At 39.0% G+C, this 18,182-nt stretch carries 13 protein-coding genes; 6 read left to right on the top strand and 7 right to left on the bottom strand.

The genetic code is table 11. The annotated features are described in order from the left end of the window. Positions 1–112 precede the first annotated feature (112 nt). From NZD88_RS20405 to NZD88_RS20375, 7 genes are all read right to left on the bottom strand, one after another. Positions 113–1,540, bottom strand: coding sequence for a glycoside hydrolase family 125 protein (locus NZD88_RS20405; RefSeq protein ID WP_259831598.1), 1,428 nt, complete (start codon positions 1,538–1,540; stop codon positions 113–115). A 30-nt stretch (positions 1,541–1,570) separates the two neighbouring features. Beyond that, positions 1,571–3,811: a GH92 family glycosyl hydrolase gene (locus NZD88_RS20400; protein WP_259831597.1), complete on the bottom strand. Its 2,241-nt coding sequence runs from the start codon at positions 3,809–3,811 to the stop codon at positions 1,571–1,573. 123 nt (positions 3,812–3,934) lie between these two features. Next, complete coding sequence (locus NZD88_RS20395; RefSeq protein ID WP_259831596.1) at positions 3,935–4,906, bottom strand: glycoside hydrolase family 130 protein; 972 nt, start codon at positions 4,904–4,906, stop codon at positions 3,935–3,937. Between the two features lie 41 nt (positions 4,907–4,947). Next, positions 4,948–6,234, bottom strand: a complete 1,287-nt coding sequence (locus NZD88_RS20390) for an MFS transporter (protein ID WP_259831595.1) — start codon at positions 6,232–6,234, stop codon at positions 4,948–4,950. 186 nt (positions 6,235–6,420) lie between these two features. After that, positions 6,421–8,046 carry a SusD/RagB family nutrient-binding outer membrane lipoprotein gene (locus NZD88_RS20385; RefSeq protein ID WP_259831594.1) on the bottom strand — a complete coding sequence of 542 codons (1,626 nt, stop codon included), beginning with the start codon at positions 8,044–8,046 and terminating at the stop codon, positions 6,421–6,423. Positions 8,047–8,057: 11 nt separating this feature from the next. Continuing rightward, complete coding sequence (locus tag NZD88_RS20380) at positions 8,058–11,000, bottom strand: SusC/RagA family TonB-linked outer membrane protein (protein ID WP_259831592.1); 2,943 nt, start codon at positions 10,998–11,000, stop codon at positions 8,058–8,060. Positions 11,001–11,419: 419 nt separating this feature from the next. Continuing rightward, positions 11,420–12,298, bottom strand: a complete 879-nt coding sequence (locus NZD88_RS20375; protein ID WP_169235880.1) for an AraC family transcriptional regulator — start codon at positions 12,296–12,298, stop codon at positions 11,420–11,422. 257 nt (positions 12,299–12,555) lie between these two features. Between NZD88_RS20375 and NZD88_RS20370 the strand changes: the two genes are divergently transcribed. The 6 genes from NZD88_RS20370 (at position 12,556) to fabF (ending at position 18,041) form a co-directional block, all read left to right on the top strand. Then, entirely contained in the window at positions 12,556–13,422 is an 867-nt protein-coding gene (locus tag NZD88_RS20370; protein WP_259831590.1) for a helix-turn-helix domain-containing protein, read from the top strand. 87 nt (positions 13,423–13,509) lie between these two features. Beyond that, the gene (locus NZD88_RS20365; RefSeq protein ID WP_169235878.1) at positions 13,510–13,926 is read left to right on the top strand and encodes an OsmC family protein; all 417 of its coding nucleotides are present in this window, start codon (positions 13,510–13,512) and stop codon (positions 13,924–13,926) included. 547 nt (positions 13,927–14,473) lie between these two features. Beyond that, positions 14,474–15,079 (top strand): TetR/AcrR family transcriptional regulator, encoded by a 606-nt coding sequence (locus tag NZD88_RS20360; protein ID WP_259831589.1) that lies wholly within the window; start codon positions 14,474–14,476, stop codon positions 15,077–15,079. Between the two features lie 10 nt (positions 15,080–15,089). Beyond that, complete coding sequence (locus NZD88_RS20355; RefSeq protein ID WP_259831588.1) at positions 15,090–16,358, top strand: acetyl-CoA C-acetyltransferase; 1,269 nt, start codon at positions 15,090–15,092, stop codon at positions 16,356–16,358. A gap of 10 nt (positions 16,359–16,368) precedes the next feature. Continuing rightward, positions 16,369–16,794, top strand: a complete 426-nt coding sequence (locus NZD88_RS20350) for a PaaI family thioesterase (protein ID WP_259831587.1) — start codon at positions 16,369–16,371, stop codon at positions 16,792–16,794. A gap of 2 nt (positions 16,795–16,796) precedes the next feature. Next, complete coding sequence (fabF, locus tag NZD88_RS20345; RefSeq protein WP_259831586.1) at positions 16,797–18,041, top strand: beta-ketoacyl-ACP synthase II; 1,245 nt, start codon at positions 16,797–16,799, stop codon at positions 18,039–18,041. The last annotated feature ends 141 nt before the right edge of the window (positions 18,042–18,182 follow it).

Here is an 18,182-nt window from a genome sequence, read left to right as displayed (position 1 = left end):
AGCTACGGACTGAGAATTTCACAAGGTCCTCCCTCAATGAATTTCTGGTAAAACACTGCAACTAAAAAAACGGGAATAAAGGGCATACTGCCACCTTCTGCAAATATCGAGTCTAAGTCAGTAAATCTTGATTCTCGTTAAAGGTTTTCCATAACAGTTCTCCGAATAATGTATTGGCCCAGGCAAACCATTCTCTGGTGAACTTTTTGTCGTTGTCTTTATGGAAGGACTCATGCATAAAGCCTGTTCCTCCATGAGTTTTCTGTAAAGTTTCTATGCACCATTTGATCTCTTTTCTATCTTTAGTAGTAAGAGCTTTCATAATGATACTCATGGGCCAGATCATATCAAGACCAATGTGAGGACCACCGATTCCTTCCGCTAGTTTCCCTTTGAAAAAGAAAGGATTATCTTTAGACCAAACATAATTTCTGGTATTTATATAAACCGGATCATCGGCTTTTACGGCATCCAGATAAGGAAGTCCCAGAAGGCTCGGACAATTGGCATCATCCATTAAATTGTAACTCCCGAATCCATTCGTTTCAAAGGCATAGATCTTCCCGTATTCAGGGTGATTATAGATCCCGTATTTCTTGATGGCTGCGTCTACCTCATCGGCCAGACTATTCAGCTGCTGAGCCAGTGTTTTTTCATTTTTGATCTGTGAAACCATTTCTGCTGCCTGACGTAAACTCACGACTGCGAATAAATTGGAAGGGATAAGAAAAGCATAGATGGTAGCATCATCACTTGGACGGAACATGGAGTTGATGAGTCCCACAGGGTTTGTTGGATACCCGTAGCCACCCATCGGGATTCCGTCTGTAGCCCAGGCTGTTGTACGCTCGAATTGATAGGGGCCTAAACCTGTCTTTCTCTGTTGCTCGATGAAAGTTTGTAGAGTAAGCTTGATTCCCTGCAACCAATTGTTATCAAAAGGTTTTGTATCTCCCGTGGTTTTCCAGAAATGGTAAGCCAGACGGATAGGATAACACAGTGAATCGATCTCCCATTTTCTTTCGTGGGTCCCGGGTTTCATGTCGGTATGATCGTATTCTTTCCACTTGCTTATCTTATTGTTATCGTTATAAAAAGCATTGGCATAAGGATCTTTCAGGATGAATTCTGTCTGTTTATGAATCACTCCGGAGATCAGTTGATGAAGTTTTTCATCCTTCTTTGAGAACTGCAGGTAAGGGAAAACCTGGGCAGAACTGTCGCGAAGCCACATGGCATCAATATCTCCTGTAATAACATAGGTATCGGGAGTTCCATTGATTTCTTTATAAAAAACGGTGGTATCTAAAGTATTGGGAAAGCAGTTTTCAAAAAGCCATGAGAGCTCTTTATTTTTCACTTTCTTTTTAAAAGCTGCAATGGCAGTTTCTACCGCTTCACTGGTAAAATGTCTTTTATCTTTTGGAACGCGAACCACAGGAAAATCTTCTATGCTCAGCGTTTTAGCAAAAATATTTTGAGTAAACAGTAATCCCGTTCCTGCTATTGCACTTGTCTTTATAAACTTTCTCCTTTCCATTATACTTTTATATTTCGTTATTTTTTTGATCTATTTTACAGGTTTGCTTCCCATGACAAACTTCAGCTCACCCCCATTCATAATATCGCTGTGGTTGATTTCCCAGCTTTTGAATTCTTTTCCGTTCAGGAACATTTTCTGAACGTAGATATTTTTATCGGATATCTTATCTGCAATCACCGTAAAGGTTTTTCCGTTCTCCAGTTGTAAGGCTACTTTCGGAAACTGAGGTGCACCAATGGCGTAGACAGGTTTTCCGGGAGTCACCGGGTAAAACCCTAATGAAGAGAAAATATACCAGGCAGACATCTGTCCGCAGTCTTCATTATTGACAATTCCGTCCGGTTTTGCCGCATACATGTGATCCCGGATGAATTTGACCATTTTCTGAGTTTTGTAAGGAGCTCCTGCATAGTTATACAGGTAAGGAACATGATGTCCCGGCTCATCACCAAATCCGAGAGAACCGATGAATCCCGAAATATCCACATGCTGCTCGCCGATCATCTTAAGTTCTTCGGTAAAGGTTTTATCCAGTTTTTCTTCAAAACCTTTCTTTCCTCCATATAAATCCATCATTTCATCGATCTTATGGGGAACGAAGAAATCGTAAGCCCAGATATTCCCTGAAACCCAATGGGGCTGAAGTTTTTTCCAGTCGTTTAAAGTGAAATCCGGTAAGAATTCTCCGTTCTTCTGTTTGGGCCAGAAGTGATTATTTCCTTTGTTGAAGGTGTTAAGGAAGCTCATAGAACGTTTTTTATACACTTCCGCTTCATCTTTTTTACCTAATTTTTCAGCAAGCTGCTGAATACACCAGTCGTCATAAGCATATTCCAACGTTGCGGAGACCGAGGCTCCGTTTTCTGATGGTGTATACCCTAATTTTATATAATCATTAAGACCTCCACCTCCATCGCTGCTGCTCATTTTGTCCGTTAAGGAAGCATCTTTCATTGCAGCAAATGCTTTCTCCTGATCGATTCCCGGCACGCCTTTGGAAATGGCATCCCAGATCACCGATACACTGTGATAACCGAGCATACAGAAATTATCGTAACCACAAAGTTCCCAGATTGGCATGTGGTCTTTACGGTCTGTATATCTACTAATGAGAGAGTTGGCAAATTCTTTGGTATGTTTCTGATCCATAATGGTCAGCAAAGGATGTGTCGCTCTGAAACCGTCCCAATACGAATACGTACTGTAATTGGTAAACCATTTGGTATTCATATTTTCCTGAGCGGCAACATAATCTCCGTTGGTATCCATATAAAGATTAGGAGCAATGAAGGTGTGGTACACTCCGGTATAGAAGATTTTTCTCTGGTCATCTGTTCCTCCAGTCACCTGGAATCTGTTGATCAGATCTCTCCAGGTGTTCTGAGCCGTTTCTTTAGCTTGTGCAAAATTCACATTCTTAGCTTCGGCATCAAAGTTTTCCTGAGCGCCTTCCGTACTTACGGGAGATAAAGAAACTTTTACTTCAATGCTTTCATTCTCCTCAGTTGAAAATCGCACGTAAGCTTTGGCATCTTTAGCAAGCGCGATTTTTTCGTTCTCTTTTATTTTTACTTCAGAATAAGTTCCATAAGATTTAAACGGTTTTGAAAATTCCATCACGAAATAAGCAAAACGTTTTCCGCCCCAGCCGTTGCTGTAACAGTAGCCTTTGATTTTATTGTTTCCTTCTACACTGACTAGGGTATGGTAAATATTCCCGAAAATCTTATTGGTAGGATCAATGATGACATTGGATTCTTCACTCTTGGGGAAGGTATATTTATGAAACCCGACTCTCGGAGAAGCGGTCAGCTCGGCTTTAATTCCGTAGCTGTCCAACATCACGGAATAATATCCCGGTGAAGCGGTTTCTCTTTCATGACTGAATGTCGAACGGTAGCCACTTTCAGGTTTGTCTTCCGAGCCCGGAAGCATCTTTATTTTCCCGACGGTTGGCATCACTAAAATATCTCCAAGATCTGCCCAGCCTGTTCCACTGAGATGATTATGACTGAATCCCATGATGGTTTTACTGCTGTAATGATACCCTGAGCACCAGTCCCAATCGCCGCTTTTGGTATTCTGATCCGGACTGAGCTGAATCATTCCGAACGGCGTAGTTGCTCCCGGAAATGTATGTCCGTGCCCACCTGTCCCTATAAACGGATCTACCCACGAAAGAACATCATCCTTCCGTTGCTGGGCGTTTCCAACATGAGAAAACAGGATCATTGATACCAATATAAGCAGTTCTTTTTTCTTAATCATAATAGGAAAATCTTAAAAATTTCTCAAGATAGGAGTTTATTCAACAATATAAAAACCATAACCATGATTTCAACAAGGAGGAAAATAAAGTTAACCAACATGTTTCCCAGGTTTTTAATTGGCCTAAAGCGAATCTTTTTTCATAAAATCAATAATTTCAGAAATATATCCAAACGCAATGGCTACAACGGTATCCGCTGCCCCATAATATACGGTTACCTTATCTCCTTCTGAAAGTGCAGCACAGGGGAAAACCACATTAGGAATATCTCCTGTAAGCTCATACAGTTCTGCCGGAGCCAGTAAATAAGGTTTTGTTCTGTACAATACTTTTGACGGATCTTCAAGGTCCAGCAACGATGCTCCCATCGAATACCGGAACCCTCTGCAGGTATTGATCACTCCATGATAAAAAAGCAGCCATCCTTCATTCGTTTTAATCGGAACCGGACCTGCTCCTATCTTTGTGCATTGCCAAGCACTGTCTTCAAACGGTGCTACTTTCATTACACAACGGTGCTCGCCCCAGTATTTCATATCCGGACTGTAGCTGATGTAGATATCTCCGAAAGGGGTATGTCCGTTATCACTAGGTCTGCTCAGCATGGCATACTTACCGTCTATTTTCTCAGGGAAAAGAACTCCGTTTCTGTTAAAAGGAAGGAATGCATTTTCGCACTGAAAGAATTCTTTAAAATCAAAAGTATAGGCTATTCCGATTGTTGGGCCATGATACCCATTGCACCAGGTGATCCAGTACCGGTCTTCTATAAAGGCAACACGGGGGTCGTATTTATAGTCAGATTCTATCATTTCCGTATTTCCGGCTTTCATATCAATAGGATCATGATTGATCTCCCAATTGATCCCATCCTTACTGAAGCCTGCAAAAATATTCATCTGCACGGCTTTATTATCGCAACGGAAAACTCCCGCGAACCCATCTTCAAAAGGAACCACCGCACTGTTAAAAATGCTGTTGGACGTAGGTATTGCATATCTGTTGATGATCGGATTTGCAGAGTAACGCCACATGATATCACGGCTGTCTTCCGGACGATCCTGCCAAGGGATCTTTGCTGGTTGAAATGTCATAAAGTATTTTTACTTTTTATTTAATATGTTTAATAAATGATTTAGTGTTCTTTTGGCTGATCAGGATAAGAAAACGGAACAAGTAATGTCACGACAAACGCCGGTATGGTGGCAATCAGTACCCAGATAAAAAACATTTTGTATCCTATCCAGTCGCTGATCATCCCGCTGAACATTCCTGGAAGCATTACTCCCAGATTCATAATCCCGGTTGCAAAAGCATAATGAGCGGTTTTATGTTCGCCTGGTGCGATCTGCTGCATGATGTAAAGCATCAGTCCTACAAAACCGAATCCGTAGCCAAAATATTCAACCACGACGGCAATTCCTACCGGAAGCAGTTCTGTTGGATGGAAATAGGCCAGTAATGCATAGACTACAAATGGAATATTAAAGGCAGAACACAGCCAGATCAGAGATTTTTTAAGCCCTCTGCCCGCAATGAAATATCCCGCCAGTACAGATCCTAAAATAAATGCTGCTGAACCGTAAGTCCCATAAATAAGTCCAATATCAGAGGTAGATAAACCTAATCCTCCTGAAGTTCTTGGAGCTTTGAAAAACAGGGGCGCAATCTTTATTGCAAATCCTTCTGCAAAACGGTACAAAATAATGAAGAGTACTGCCCACATGATGTTCTTCTTTTTGAAGAAAGAAGTGATGACTTCCAGTAATTCTTTACGGATATTTCCTACTTTTCTGGTTTCTTTTTCCTGTTTATTTTCTTTCGGTAAAATAGCATAATGATAAATCGCTAAAGCAAAAAACAGAAGGCCATAAATTCCCATGATAATCATCCAGGCATTCACTACTCCTTTTGTTTTTTCCAAAACTCCTGCAAAATAAACCAGAACTCCGCTGCTGATGATCTTGGCCAGATTATAGAAAGCTCCCTGCCAGCCAATGTATTTCGCCTGCTCTTTGTTCGTTAAAAAATTGATATACGTTCCGTCTGCAGCAATGTCATGCGTTGCTCCACAAAATGCAACGACAGCAAAAAGGGCAATGCTGTATTTAAAAAAATCCGGCAGAGGCAGTGTCAATGCAATGAGAGCGAATAGAATTCCTATCGCAAACTGAGTCGCAACAACAAAGAATTTTTTTGTTTTGTAAATCTCCAGAAAAGGACTCCAAAGAGGTTTTAAGGTCCAGGAAAACATAATAAGCGCTGTCCAGAAGGTAATCTTGGAATCTGAAATCCCCATATCCTTGTACATAATCCCGGAGACCGCATTAATGGTCACAAAGGGTATTCCCATTGCGAAATATAATGTGGAGATCCAGAGGATCGGTTTTACTAAACGGGTTTCAGAGCTGTTGTTTTCCATATTCAAATTAAAATAGTAAAGAAAAGAGGGCCTCTCAAAAGTGTCATTCCGGATTGAAACGAAACTAAAATTGAAGAATTCTGAAACTAACGGTGTAAGATTTCTCCTTCCGGAATAAAAAAAACCAAATTAAATCTGACTTTTGAGATGGCCTCTATATCTTTATCTTTGATCTGCTTAAAATTATTACTTTTTATCCCACCATAGTTTGGTTCCTCCGGTGTCGGTTCCTCCAAGATATTGAAGGGCCTGAGCATAATTCAGTGTATTATTTCGATATTTGGTTGGAATCGGGATTCTTCTGATCATGGCATCGGTACTGATCGTCCCCTGACTGTCATTCAACACATTTTTAAATATGATAGGATAGCCGGTTCTTCTCTGTTCTGCCCATGCTTCGGATCCATCAGGATAAATAGCAATCCATTTTTGAGTCATTATCCTTTCTAATTTTCTTTCAAAAGAATCACCTTCATTCCATTTGATGGTAATGGTGCTAAGCATCGGGCTTCCTGTGAGAATACTGTTTGAAGCATTTTTAGTGTCAATATAGGGAGCTTCTTTGGAGACTGCATCAGCCACATAGGTTGCATAGGCTGAACTTTTGCCCCATTCTGCAAATGACATTTCTATTCCTTTGTTATAATTGGTTCCTGCATCTCCTGCTCCGGCATAGCCTCTGATGGCAGCTTCTGCTTTCAGAAACCATATTTCTGCGGCTGTAAAGACTTTATTTTTTCCATTGCTTACGGAGAAATAATCTCCACCTGCTGCAGCAGCTATAGGTTGGGAAAAGTCTCCATAACGGTCTTTGCTTCCACCCATGTCAACGCCCTGTCTCACTCCGATATACTGTCCTGCTACAGAAGGGTCAGTGGCCGGTTTTGCATAAGCGGATCTTCTCGGGTCATTAAAACCATTCATAAATGTCATTAATGGTGCACCTATCTTACAATCCCCCCAGGAATAAATAATATCGCTAAGAGGAGAGGCTGCTCCATAATTTACCAGAGCATTTTCCATATTGTCACTTATAAAGCCAACAGGAGATGCCAGCGCCTGCTCTGCATACAATTTAGACTTTCCGGAATCTGCATAACTAATTCGTAAGGCATAACGCAGTTTCAGTGAATTCGCTAATTTCGCCCAATTGACAGAACTGCCTCCAAATACAAGATCAGATTTCTTAATTACAGCCTTATCTTCTATTCCAATACTTGTCTGAAGTGCCAATATTGCCAGATCCAGATCTGCAACAAAATTATTATAAGCATCCTGCTGAGAATCAAAATCTGTAATCCCCGTCGTTGTATTCGGATATTCAAATTTGCTGTAAATAACCGGACCATGAGCATCTGATACTTTTTGGGCCGCAATGATCCTCAATATGGAAAGTATGGCTAAAGAATGTGAAAAATTGACCCCTGCGTAGTTTTTTGAAGCTATTGTCTTGAAGTTTTTATACTGTTGATTGACATCCTCAAGCTGGTTCATCATCACTCTTTCATTCCAACCATCCATCATAAAATAGGTGGTATTATTTCTTCCTCCATTATAAGGTGTTGCTGTACTGAATAATCCGCTATACATATCAGCATTAAGGTTCGTCTGCAACTGATAGATCCAGTTGGTCTGGCTTTGAAGATTCCTCTGCATTTGCTTCATTGGATTTGTGAGCAATAAGAAATCGGCATTAAGCTGTTCTGTTCCCAGACCTTCAGAGCTTTTTGAATCTATTTCTGCAAAGTCATCGGTGCAGCTTGCTACAGAAAGAAATAAAGCAGATGCTGCAATTAATATTTTAATATTCATTTTCTACGTTTTTAAAAGTTAGCCTTTAATGAAAAACCAAGTGAACGTGTAATAGGCATTCCAAACATATCAACACCTACACCTCCAGGATTTACACCGGATACCTGTTCAGGGTCGAATGGTGCTTTCTTGTATAAAAAGAAAAGATTTGTTCCGATTACACTCATCGTGATATCTTTAAAATATTTTGCATTAATATTGAAAGTATAAGATGCAGATGCCTGCCTTAACCTGATGGTAGTTGCATTGTAAATATACGCCTCATTGATTCCATCACTTCCGCCCACTAAATTATAATAGGCATGCGCATCTGTACGTGCTGTATAAGCTTCTCCGTTTGCATAAACAGCGTTAGAAATAAGGACCCCGTCTGCATCTCTTGCATCGGCTGTGGCCTGGCTTACTCCATATTTATCATTTAATGCCTGCGTCATTCCAAGTACTTTTCCTCCGAATTTTCCGTCAATCAGGAAATTTAAATTGAATTTTCCGATGTTGAATGAATTACTGAAACCAAGCATAAATTTAGGATTGGGATTACCTAAATATTGTTTCTGATTAGGATCTTTTGAAGGCAATCCATTCTCATCAACAATAATTCTTCCCTGTCCGTCTCTTAAAAATACAGTCCCGTAAAGATCTCCAAATGAACCTCCTTTTTTGATTACATTGAACCCTCCTCCGTTAAGTGTAAATAATTTTTCGGAATCAGGATAAAATCCGGAAGGAAATACTTCTTTGATTCTATTTTTATTGGCAGAAGCGTTGAGTGTAGCAGTCCATCCAAATTTCTCATTGCTAAATACCTTATAAGTCAGGCTGGATTCGAAACCTGTATTTTGAATTTTACCGGCATTGATATCCCATTTCCCTATGGTAGTGGTATAATATCCTGTAGCATCTACTCCTTTCAGGTATTGGTCCGTCGTTAAGGAATTATAATAGGTAATATCAAAACTTAACTTATTGTTGAATAATCTAAATTCTGTTCCTGCTTCAAAACTTTTATTTTTTTCCGGTCTTGGAAAAAGAGATGTCAGTTCAGGGTAAAGGCTGATATCTACAGGGGATGAAGTATAAGTTCCGGTAACAACACCTGCATTAAAGATAGGCTGAGGCAATGTAGAATTGGGATCCAAAGCATTTCCAACAGTTGCATATGAAGCTCTCAGCTTCCAGAAATTAATAAAACTCGGAAGTTGAAATATTTCATTCATAATACCGTTCACCCCAATCGATTCATAATCAAAAGATCTGTTCGGTGCCCCTGCTAAGGTAGAAGACCAGTCATTTCTAAAAGTAAGGTCTAAATAAAGCATTTTTTTGTACCCAAAATTGGCACTGGCAAAAAAAGACTGATCTCTTCTGTTATAATTGGTAATGGTGTAATTTAACCCGTTTCCAACCGTTCCTTCTCCGGAGCTGTTCCCCCAATCCAGGTTATTCAATGCAAAAAGGTTGGCAATAAACAGCTTGTTATTTTCTATATTGGTAACGGTTGTTTTGGAATCAGAAACACTTCCTCCAACAGTAAAATCCAAACTGAGATTTTCATTGATCTTAGGATTACCTACCAAGATGAAGTCGCCGTAAGATGAAGTTCTTTCAATGGTATTCTTATAAATTTTACCATTATTATTTCCTCCAAGAACAATAGGCAAAGAGAAAACAGCAACATTACGCTGGCTGTCGGAATTAAAATAGTTATAATTACCTCTCGCCTTGGCAACAAGCCAATCATTGATTGTATAGCTAAGAGCAGCAGATCCGTAAAAGGTTTTGTTCTTTGTATTAACTGTATTTTTATTAAGGATCCAATACGGGTTTTGAGAGTTTTCACCGTTAAACCCTCCATCCGGTTTTATGGCCCACCAGTTCTGTGCAGGAAGGTAACGGGTCTGATCAAAGTAAGCATAATTATCACCACTGTAATTATCAAAATTAACCCCTCTCGGCAACCAATAGATATTGTTTAGAGGTGAAAAATAAGTTCCGGGGGTAAGTCTGTTTCTAGATTCCTGCAAAGATGCCATTACATTCGCATCTAAAACCAGCCTGTCATCCAAAAATTTACTGGTATTTCTGAAATTAAGGTTGTACTGATCAAAAGTAGAAGTCGGGATTACCCCTTTATTAGTTGTATTTCCAAGGGAAAAGAAACTTGATGACTTGTCATTTCCCGCCTGGAAAGTGAATCCGTTGGTCCAGGTTATACCGGTGTCAAAAAAATCTTTTACATGATCCTTAGAAGCACCTTTTGCACCCCAGCTGTCTTGCGATCCGGTAGTTCCGGTGGATGCATCATAAGGTGTGGTCTGAAGATAGCTATACTGAAGTTTCGGTAAATTATAGACCTTATCAAAAGTAAGACTCGAAGTAAATGAAAGAAGGCCTTTACCTTTTGCTCCGGTTTTGGTAACAATCAATACGGCTCCATTTCCTCCGGCTGCTCCATACAAAGCTGCTGCAGAAGCTCCTTTTAAGAAATTGATGCTTTCAATATCTTCAGGGTTTATGGTGCTGAGTACATCACCTGTATCAGGCATGGATGCAAAATAATCAACATTTGGTCCTGTTGTTCCCTGAGTTCCGGTATTGTTAATGATCGGGATACCGTCAATTACATATAACGGCTGGCTGTTTCGCGTGGACTTATCTCCCCTCATGATTACCCTGACCGATCCACCAGCACCACCATTGGTCTTATTAATCTGTACGTTGGAAACTTTTCCGTTGATTGAATTCAAAAGATTGGGTGTTTTTACTTCTGTAAGTTCATCCCCGCCGATCTGCTGGCTGGAGTACGTTAAAGATCGCACCTGCCTTTTTATCCCCAAAGAAGTCACAACCACCTCTTCTATTTTGGTTGTTTTAGCAGTATCTGCCTTTTTTGTTTCCTGTGCATAGGCGGATAAAGAAATTGCTAATAAAACCGGTATAACAGTTTTTCTCATAAGGTTTAGTTTTATTAAGATTTATTTGAGAATCAACTACATCGCTTTAAATACTATTTACCATATAAAACATTATTTATCTTCTTTTTTCTTCAACATTATGTTCTAATTGTGCTAAATAATTAAAGTTTTGTTAAGATTTAATTCATATTAGCAAATCTAAATTTTGTTCATAGCCAGATATAATGCTATTTTATCATAAAACGATATTATTTTTTCAGGTGTTTTTCAAGAACCGCTTTTATGCGCTGATTTGCAGCATTGTACCTCAATTTCAGACTTTTATTTTTTTGTTAATTCAGGTAACATTTTTTTAACACTTTTTGACGAAAACATATCGAATTTCATCAAAAAAAAGATCCGGATAGCTTTATCCGGATCTTGAGAATATAAAATGTATTTCCTTAATTTAAAATGGGTTACTCTATTTTTTTCACCCCTTTAAAAAGTTCTTTAAATTCAGTAGGTGTAGTTTTTTTGATGGATTTAAAAACTTTATTGAAATTGGCGATATTGTTAAATCCAGCTTCAAAAGCAGTCTCAAAAACGGTCAGATTTTTTTCCATCAACCATCGGGCAGCATAACTAATCCTTATTTCATTCAGATAATTCACAAAAGTTTTACCCGTTCTTTTCTTGATGAATCTGTTGAAGGTCACACTGCTCATATTGATCAGCGAAGCTGCATCGTGAAGTGTTATTTTATTTTCAAAATTCTTATGGACAAAATCATGGACGATCTTCATTCTGTCATTATCTGCAAAGGTTTCAAGCTCTATACTGTAGGATGATAAAAGCGTTTTATTTTCGGCAATGGCCAATTCATTAAGAATCTTCATGATTTCGATGAAAGATTCAAAACTGTTCATTTTTGATAGGTTGAGAAAGGAGTCTTTCACTTTTTCAGCGGTTTCCTGCGAAAATAAAATGCCCCGAATCGAGTCCTTCATCAGGTTGCTAATCGGTTTCAGAATATTTTTATCCATCATAGACTGGTTAAAAAAATCCTGATTGAACTGCACCGTTATCTCATGGGTCTTTCGGTTTTTGCATTTATAATTCGCCCAGCAGTGCGGCAAATTCGGACCTACCAACACCAATTCGATGTCACCTATCTCTCCTGTGTGGTCGCCGATCATACGCCGGTATCCCTTTCCCTTGATGATAAAATTGATCTCGATTTCCGGATGATAATGATAGGGGAAATCGAAGGATGCTTTTATCCTGTCAAATACAAGAAAACTGTCCTCGGGAGATAATGGAGTTATTTCTCTCAAAATATTTTCTAGCTTGCTCATCTAATTTTTGAAGAAGTTAAAGTTATCATTCAATACGGTACTTTTTGCAAAATTGATAAAAAACCAATCAACTAATATATAATTTTTATTTTTTCTCTGTTTTTAATTAAAAAAGTGAAACGAAAATTGAAAATCGCCCCTATAATGGATAATAAAAACCTTATAGGATCCTGTAAAATCATTCGTATAAGAAACAGGTTTTATTTATTAATATTCCCAAAACCTTCTTTTTTGTATCTTTAGACTAAAGTAATTGTATGCAGAAGCAGCTTATTTTTGAAGATCACTATAAAAAACTTGGCCTTGAAATGTTCTCCGAAGACAATCTGGGGATCATCAACGGAAATCAATTCAGATATGACATTAAAATCCTTTTCATTCCGGAGGGTTATGAACTTACCGTAGATTTTAATCATTATAAAGTCTCAAAACCCTCCCTGTTCTTTCTCACCAGCCAGCACCTGAAGATAGAAAAAGCAAAAGAGGAAGCTACACTGCTCTATTATAACCGTGATTTCTACTGCATCCAGATTCATGATAAAGAAGTTGCGTGCGACGGACTTCTTTTTCACAATGTTTTTGAAATTCCTTTTGTAGAACTTAATGATACAGAAAGTACTGACATTAAAAATTTGTTTCAGCATATAAAAAATGAACTGGAATGGAAAGATTCTTCTGCTGAGGAAATGATCAGAACCTATGTAAAACAGATCATCATCCGCGCTACCAGAAACTGGAAAAAGCAGCATCTTAATAATGACACCATCAAAATTCCCGGCAGCGAGCTGGATGTTTTCAGGGACTTTAGCAGGTATCTGGAAATTCATTTCAGAGAGAAACACAATGTGGCAGATTATGCGGAACTTCTCCATATCGCCCCGAAAACATTAACGCATAAATTTAAAAACCTAAATATAGACTCCCCGAATCAGTTGATTATCAACAGAATTCTGCTTGAAGCCAAAAGACTGCTTTTTTATACAGACAAACCCGTGAAAGAAATCGCCTACGATCTTGGCTATGAAGATCCGGCCTATTTCAACCGGCTTTTCACCAACAAAACAGGAAACACCCCTTCCAATTTCAAGAAAAACTACTCGTCGGGAAAAAAGTACAATATTTAAGTCTTTTTATCTATTGAATCCGGCAGACAACCACCATATCTTTGTATCATCAAAATCAATATATTATAACAACAAAAAGCAAACATTATGAGACGTAACGCAACAGCCGTTTGGAACGGTAACATCAAAGAAGGTAACGGACATTTAACAACACAAAGTACTACTTTAAACGAAACTCAGTATTCTTTCAACAGCCGATTTGCTGATGGAGTAGGAACAAACCCGGAAGAATTGCTGGCAGCAGCACACGCCGGATGCTTCACCATGAAACTAAGTGCAGAACTTTCCCAGGCGGGTTTCACACCTGAAGAATTAAAAACAACATCTGTGATCACCCTTGATCCAAGCATTGGAAAAATAACAAAATCTGAGCTGACTTTAACCGCAAAAGTTCCGGGACTTTCAGAAGAAGAATTCCAGAAATTTGCTAAGATAGCTGAAGAAGGGTGCCCTGTAAGCGCAGCTTTCAATTTTGAAATTACTTTGAATGCTACTTTAGCTTAATTATATTCAAATTTCTTTATTTGAACCATTAAGGCTTTTTAAGGAATTAGGAAAGTTAAGAGACTATCAATTGATATTTTAAAGCAGAATGTCTTAGGACCGCCTGCAGATTCTTAATTATTCTTCTCCACTAAAAAGCTTTAATGGTTTAATATTTTATATCAAGCAGATTTCCACTGTGAAATGAAGAAAATCAAAGATTTTCATTCAACTTAGGTGTTCTTATTGAACCACAAAAGACACAAAAGCTTTTAAGTTATTTAAACACTTTGGAATACTTTAATTTTAAAAGTTTTACCCTCCTGAAAATAGTAAGACCACATCAGTAGAAAATCTAAGATTTTCATAGAAACTTAAGTGGACTTTCTTGTACGTGATGTATTTAACCTAAAATTTACTAAAGTGTTCAATAAGCTTTTGTGTCTTTTGTGGTTATATTTTACTCCCGGAATTATGCTCCCAATCAAGAAAGAGAATAATTTTAAAATAAAATAAAATATACCAATCGGTATATTTTTGTATATTTGTATTGAAATTAAACCGATACATGTCAAAAGCAGAAAAGACCAAACAATTCATTATTGAGAAGACAGCTTCTTTGTTTAATACCAAAGGGTATATGTCTACCTCTTTATCTGACATCACGGAGGCAACAGGCCTTACCAAAGGCAGCATTTACGGAAATTTTGAAAACAAAGATGAAGTGGCGCTTGAGGTATACAAATACAACTCCAGCCTATTATCTAAAAACATGGCCCGGTCTTTAGGAGAAGAATTCCCCACTACGATTGATAAATTAAATGCTTTTGTCAATTTTTACAGGAAAAACTGGAAAGCCGTGTTTGAAAACGGAGGATGTCCCTTAATGAATGCAGCTACTGAAGCTGATGATACGTTTCCCAGTCTAAAAAAACAGGTCACCCAATCTTTTGAAGGTTGGATCAAAAAGATAGCATCGGTGATTACAGATGGACAGGAAAGCGGAGAAATATACCCTAACATAGACGCTGATGAATATGGATCTCTGTTCATCATGCTCATTGAAGGCGGAATACTACTTTCCAAAACAACGGAAGACGAAAAGTATCTACACCTGGCCCTGGACAGAATAATATTCATGATCGATAAAGAATTAAACATACTTTCCTCATAAATTTTTCAATATGGAAACAAAAAAAGTGGCTATTGTAGGATACAGCAGAATTCCTTTCGCAAGAATCAATACAGCTTATGCAGACCTGGATAATCAGGAACTTTTGGAAGCTGCACTCAGCGGATTGATCAGCAAATACCGTTTACAGGGGAAACTTCTCGGTGAAGTAGCCGGTGGTGCTGTTATCAAACACATTTCTGAGAGCAACCTCATCAGGGAAACTGTAATGAATACCTCTCTTGACCCGGCTACGCCCGCATGCGATCTTCAGCAAGCTTGTGATACCGGAATTGAAGCAGCGGTTTATATTGGAAATAAAATTGCCCTGGGACAAATTGAAAGTGGCATTGCTTGTGGTGTGGAAGCTATGAGTAATATCCCTTTTGAATCTGCACCAAGATTAAGAAAAGCCCTATTAAAAGCCAATAAAGAAAAATCAGCTTTTGGAAAATTGAAACAGCTCTTAACCCCAAAACTGAAAGACTGGATGCCGATTCCTTATAAAGGACAGGAACCCAAAACCGGTTTGGTAATGGGTGGTCATACAGAAATCACAGCAAAATATTATCAGATCTCTCGTGAGGAACAGGATGAATTGGCCTTAAAAAGCCACCAAAATATGGCCAAAGCTTATGATGAAGGATTTTTTGATGATATGATCATTCCCGCTTTTGGTTTGGATAAAGATAATAATCTCCGCCGCGACACCAGCATTGAAAAGCTTTCCCAGCTGAAACCGGCTTTTGATAAAGAGAACGGAACTTTGACAGCCGGAAATTCAACACCTTTTACAGACGGTGCCTCAGCGGTCTTAATGGGTAGTGAAGAATGGGCGAATGCTAATGGGCTTCCTATTTTAGCCTATGTTACCTTTTCAGAAGTAGCGGGAATCGAGTATGTAGAAAATAAGCATAATTTACTTCTTGCACCCGTTTTCGCAGCAGACAGAATGCTTAGAAAAGCAGGCATGAGTCTAGAGGACTTTGATTATTATGAAATTCATGAAGCATTTGCCGCCCAGGTTCTTGCCACCATCAAAATCTGGGAAAATGATGATCTGGCGAAAAAATTCGGTCTGGAAAAAGCATTGGGGAAAATCGACAGAGATAAGCTGAATGTAAAAGGCGGAAGTCTCGCAGTAGCCCACCCGTTTGCCGCAACAGGCGGTAGAATTATCGGCACGCTGGCAAAACTGCTCCACGAAAAAGGAAGCGGAAAAGGATTCATCTCTATTTGTGCCGCACGCGGCCAGGGTGTAACGATGATTTTAGAAAAATAAAACAGAAAATATGGACAGATTAGCACAACTTCAGCAATTCATCGGAAAAGAATTTGACCAGTCCCCATCACCTTTTATGAAATGGCTCAACCCTATTGTTCTTTCTGTAGAAGAAGGACATCTGGAGTTTCAGTATACTGTAAGACCGGAATGGCTTAATCCCATTGGAAATCTTCATGGCGGTGTAACGGCAGCCATCGTTGACGACATCATTGGGGCCACTATGTTCTCTCTGAACGAAAATTCTTTCATAACTACCATCAATAATGTGATCGATTATTTTTCAACTGCAAAAGAAAATGATAATATTGTAGCCGAAACGAAAATTTTAAAAAGAGGGCGGCAGTTTGTCAATGCGCAATGCGAAATATGGAACGCAGACAAAACAAGACTGATTGCCAGGGGAACCTCCAATCTATTCAAAATTAATAACTAGATATGAAAAGAGTTGTCATTACAGGACTGGGCGCGGTGACGCCTTTGGGGAACAATGTCGAAGATTTTTGGCAAAATTGTATTAACGGTGTCAGCGGAGCAGGTTTAATTACCCATTTTGATTCAGAAAAATTTAAAGTACACTTCGCCTGTGAAGTGAAAAATTTTGATCCGAAAGTTTATCTGACCCACAACGAAATAAAAAGAAGTGACCTGTTTTCACAATATGCAATGTACGCTTCCACCGAAGCTATTCAGGATTCAGGACTGGAATTTGAAAAAATGGATCCATTTGATACCGGAGTGATCTGGGGAACCGGACAGGGTGGTATGATCACATTTGAAACTGAGGTCATGAATTTTTCAGAAGGTGACGGAACACCGAAATTCAATCCGTTTTTTGTTCCTAAGTTCATCGCCAATATGGCGTCAGGAATGATCTCTATGAAGTTTGGCCTTAAGGGCATCAATTATACAACCATTTCGGCGTGTGCAACGGGAAATACAGCTTTGATGGATGCCTTTAATTATATCCGTCTTGGAAAAGCAAAGGTAATTATCAGCGGAGGTTCTGAAGCAGCCATCACACCCGCTTCTGTAGGCGGTTTCTCCATTATGAAAGCCATGTCTACCAGAAATGATGATTTTGCCACTGCAAGCCGTCCTTATGATGCAGACAGAGACGGTTTTGTGATGGGTGAAGGGGCAGGTGCTTTGGTGCTTGAAGAATATGAGCACGCCAAAGCAAGGGGTGCAAAAATTTATGCTGAACTTGGAGGTGCTGCAATGACCGCTGATGCCTATCACATGACAGCACCTCATCCGGACGGAATCAGTGCCATTAAGGCCATGCAGCTGGCTATGAAAGAAGCAGGAGCCAATATGGAAGACATTGATTATCTAAATCCACACGCCACGTCTACCCCACTCGGTGATTTGGTAGAATTAAAAGCCATCAGCAATATATTCAGAGGAAGCAAAAACCTTGACATCAGTGCTACGAAATCTATGACCGGGCATTTATTGGGTGCCGCAGGAGCTGCTGAAGCGATCCTTTCTATCAAAGCGATAGAAAAAGGAATCATTCCTCCCACGATCAATCTTCACAGTATGGATGAAAATATTCCGAAAGATGTAAATATCATTTTTGGAGAAGCTAAAGAAAAGGAAATCAATTTTGCGTTAAGCAATGCTTTCGGGTTCGGAGGCCATAATGCGACTTTGGTTTTCAAGAAATTCAATGGTTAATTGAATAGTTGTTAATTTACAGATTTAACAGAATCTGCTTAATTATCCTTGTGATAAGTTTGTCAAATAGAATAAATCATTTGAAATAGTTAAAATATCTTTGAAATATTAATCATTGGAAAAAGCAATAGGAAAAAGATA

This window comes from Chryseobacterium pyrolae (genome assembly GCF_025153485.1).
GTDB classification, from domain to species: domain Bacteria; phylum Bacteroidota; class Bacteroidia; order Flavobacteriales; family Weeksellaceae; genus Chryseobacterium; species Chryseobacterium antibioticum.
This window is presented reverse-complemented; position numbering and strand designations above follow the sequence as displayed.

What these genes read in the sequence shown, in the direction of transcription:
- NZD88_RS20405 (WP_259831598.1), bottom strand. Translation starts at nt 1,540, where the DNA reads ATGGAAAGGAGAAAGTTTATAAAGACAAGTGCAATAGCAGGAACGGGA.
- NZD88_RS20400 (WP_259831597.1), bottom strand. Translation starts at nt 3,811, where the DNA reads ATGATTAAGAAAAAAGAACTGCTTATATTGGTATCAATGATCCTGTTT.
- NZD88_RS20395 (WP_259831596.1), bottom strand. Translation starts at nt 4,906, where the DNA reads ATGACATTTCAACCAGCAAAGATCCCTTGGCAGGATCGTCCGGAAGAC.
- NZD88_RS20390 (WP_259831595.1), bottom strand. Translation starts at nt 6,234, where the DNA reads ATGGAAAACAACAGCTCTGAAACCCGTTTAGTAAAACCGATCCTCTGG.
- NZD88_RS20385 (WP_259831594.1), bottom strand. Translation starts at nt 8,046, where the DNA reads ATGAATATTAAAATATTAATTGCAGCATCTGCTTTATTTCTTTCTGTA.
- NZD88_RS20380 (WP_259831592.1), bottom strand. Translation starts at nt 11,000, where the DNA reads ATGAGAAAAACTGTTATACCGGTTTTATTAGCAATTTCTTTATCCGCC.
- NZD88_RS20375 (WP_169235880.1), bottom strand. Translation starts at nt 12,298, where the DNA reads ATGAGCAAGCTAGAAAATATTTTGAGAGAAATAACTCCATTATCTCCC.
- NZD88_RS20370 (WP_259831590.1), top strand. Translation starts at nt 12,556, where the DNA reads ATGCAGAAGCAGCTTATTTTTGAAGATCACTATAAAAAACTTGGCCTT.
- NZD88_RS20365 (WP_169235878.1), top strand. Translation starts at nt 13,510, where the DNA reads ATGAGACGTAACGCAACAGCCGTTTGGAACGGTAACATCAAAGAAGGT.
- NZD88_RS20360 (WP_259831589.1), top strand. Translation starts at nt 14,474, where the DNA reads ATGTCAAAAGCAGAAAAGACCAAACAATTCATTATTGAGAAGACAGCT.
- NZD88_RS20355 (WP_259831588.1), top strand. Translation starts at nt 15,090, where the DNA reads ATGGAAACAAAAAAAGTGGCTATTGTAGGATACAGCAGAATTCCTTTC.
- NZD88_RS20350 (WP_259831587.1), top strand. Translation starts at nt 16,369, where the DNA reads ATGGACAGATTAGCACAACTTCAGCAATTCATCGGAAAAGAATTTGAC.
- fabF (WP_259831586.1), top strand. Translation starts at nt 16,797, where the DNA reads ATGAAAAGAGTTGTCATTACAGGACTGGGCGCGGTGACGCCTTTGGGG.